Here is a 2,127-nt window from a genome sequence, read left to right as displayed (position 1 = left end):
GGTCAGGAGACCTGGCGGCGACCGACTTTTCCGCAGCTTAAGCTGCAGTATCATAGGCGCTGGGGCGTTTCACGGCCGAGTTCGGGAAGGGATCGGGTGGAAGTCTCCCGCCATGGCCACCAGGTCATCTGGCCCACCCTTTGCAGGGTGGAGAGGCTGGTGCATGCCCTGTCCTGCTTAATGAGCGGGACGGGATGAGGAGAAGGGGTGGAATGAGATGAGAGAGACGCTTTGGATGCGTGGATGACTGCTATGTATGTGCATGCTGCTTTCCTGTGAGGGAGAGCGGCGTTGATGTGAGTAATAAGGGCGATTAGGACTGGTCAGCTGCACGTGTTACCACGCTTTCACACCCAGCCTATCGACGTGATGGTCTTTCACGGCCCTGTGAGACCTTGTTTTGAGGTAGGTTTCCCGCTTAGATGCTTTCAGCGGTTATCCTGTCCATACTTAGCTACCCGGCGGTGCCGCTGGCGCGACAACCGGTGCACCAGAGGTATGTTCATCCCGGTCCTCTCGTACTAGGGACAAATCCTCTCAAGTCTCTTACACCCACGGCAGATAGGGACCGAACTGTCTCACGACGTTCTAAACCCAGCTCACGTACCACTTTATCGCGAACAGCCGAACCCTTGGGACCTGCTCCAGCCCCAGGATGTGATGAGCCGACATCGAGGTGCCAAACCTCCCCGTCGATGTGGACTCTTGGGGGAGATCAGCCTGTTATCCCTAGAGTACCTTTTATCCGTTGAGCGATGGCCCGTCCACGTGGGACCACCGGATCACTATGGCCGACTTTCGTCTCTGTTCGAGCTGTCACTCTCACAGTCAGGCGGGCTTATGCCATTGCACTCGACAGTCGGTTTCCGACCGACCTGAGCCCACCATCGCGCGCCTCCGTTACACTTTGGGAGGCGACCGCCCCAGTCAAACTGCCCACCATGCAGGGTCCCGGACCCGGCTTACGGGTCGCGGTTAGACATCAAAGACAGTCAGGGTGGTATTTCAAGGATGGCTCCACACAGACTGGCGCCCATGCTTCATAGCCTCCCACCTATCCTACACAGAATGTCTCTGATGCCACTGCAAAGCTGCAGTAAAGGTTCATAGGGTCTTTCCGTCTGACCGCGGGTACCCCGCATCTTCACGGGGAATTCAATTTCGCTGAGCCGATGCTGGAGACAGTGGGGAAGTCGTTACGCCATTCGTGCAGGTCGGAACTTACCCGACAAGGAATTTCGCTACCTTAGGACCGTTATAGTTACGGCCGCCGTTTACCGGGGCTTCAATTCAATGCTCTCACATCTCCTCTTAACCTTCCGGCACCGGGCAGGCGTCAGGCCGTATACGTCGTCTCTCGACTTCGCACAGCCCTGTGTTTTTACTAAACAGTCGCTACCCCCTGGTCTGTGCCACCCGCACATGGTTGCCCACATACGGGTCTCGCTTATCCCGAAGTTACACGAGCAATTTGCCTAGTTCCTTCAGCATCGTTCTCTCAAGCGCCTTGGTATACTCTACCAGTCCACCTGTGTCGGTTTCGGGTACGGTCTATATGCCAGAGCTCTTTCCCGGAATGCTCCAAAAGCCTGTCCAATCCATTAAGAACAGACAACATATCGCATTCGTCACTTCTGGCAGGCCCAGTAATATTCAACTGGTTCCCATCGACTACGGCTTTCGCCCTCGCCTTAGGGGCCGGCTTACCCTGCGTGGATTAACCTTGCGCAGGAACCCTTGGACTTTCGGCGACAGTGTTTCTCGCACTGTTTGTCGCTACTCATGTCAGCATTCGCACTTCCGATATCTCCAGAGAGGGTCACCCCGTCTCCTTCGCAGACTTACGGAACGCTCCGCTACCGCGCATACAATGTATGCACCCACAGCTTCGGCACGTGGCTTGAGCCCCGTTACATTTTCGGCGCAGGGTTTCTATTAGACCAGTGAGCTATTACGCTTTCTTTAAAGGATGGCTGCTTCTAAGCCAACCTCCTGGTTGTTTTGGAATCCCCACATCCTTTCCCACTTAGCCACGATTTAGGGGCCTTAGCTGGTGGTCTGGGCTGTTTCCCTCTCGACAATGGACCTTAGCACCCATCGTCTGTCTGCCGTGCTCATACTCCTCGG

At 55.7% G+C, this 2,127-nt stretch carries 2 rRNA genes (1 of these 2 cut by a window edge); both read right to left on the bottom strand.

The features are described 5' to 3' along the window. Positions 1–9: 9 nt before the first annotated feature. Positions 10–124 (bottom strand): 5S ribosomal RNA (rrf, locus tag CGLAMM_RS11045). A 169-nt stretch (positions 125–293) separates the two neighbouring features. Beyond that, a 23S ribosomal RNA gene (locus CGLAMM_RS11040) occupies positions 294–2,127 on the bottom strand (it continues 898 nt past the right edge of the window).

Source organism: Sorlinia euscelidii, assembly GCF_036452135.1.
Lineage (GTDB): Bacteria > Pseudomonadota > Alphaproteobacteria > Acetobacterales > Acetobacteraceae > Sorlinia > Sorlinia euscelidii.
This window is presented reverse-complemented; position numbering and strand designations above follow the sequence as displayed.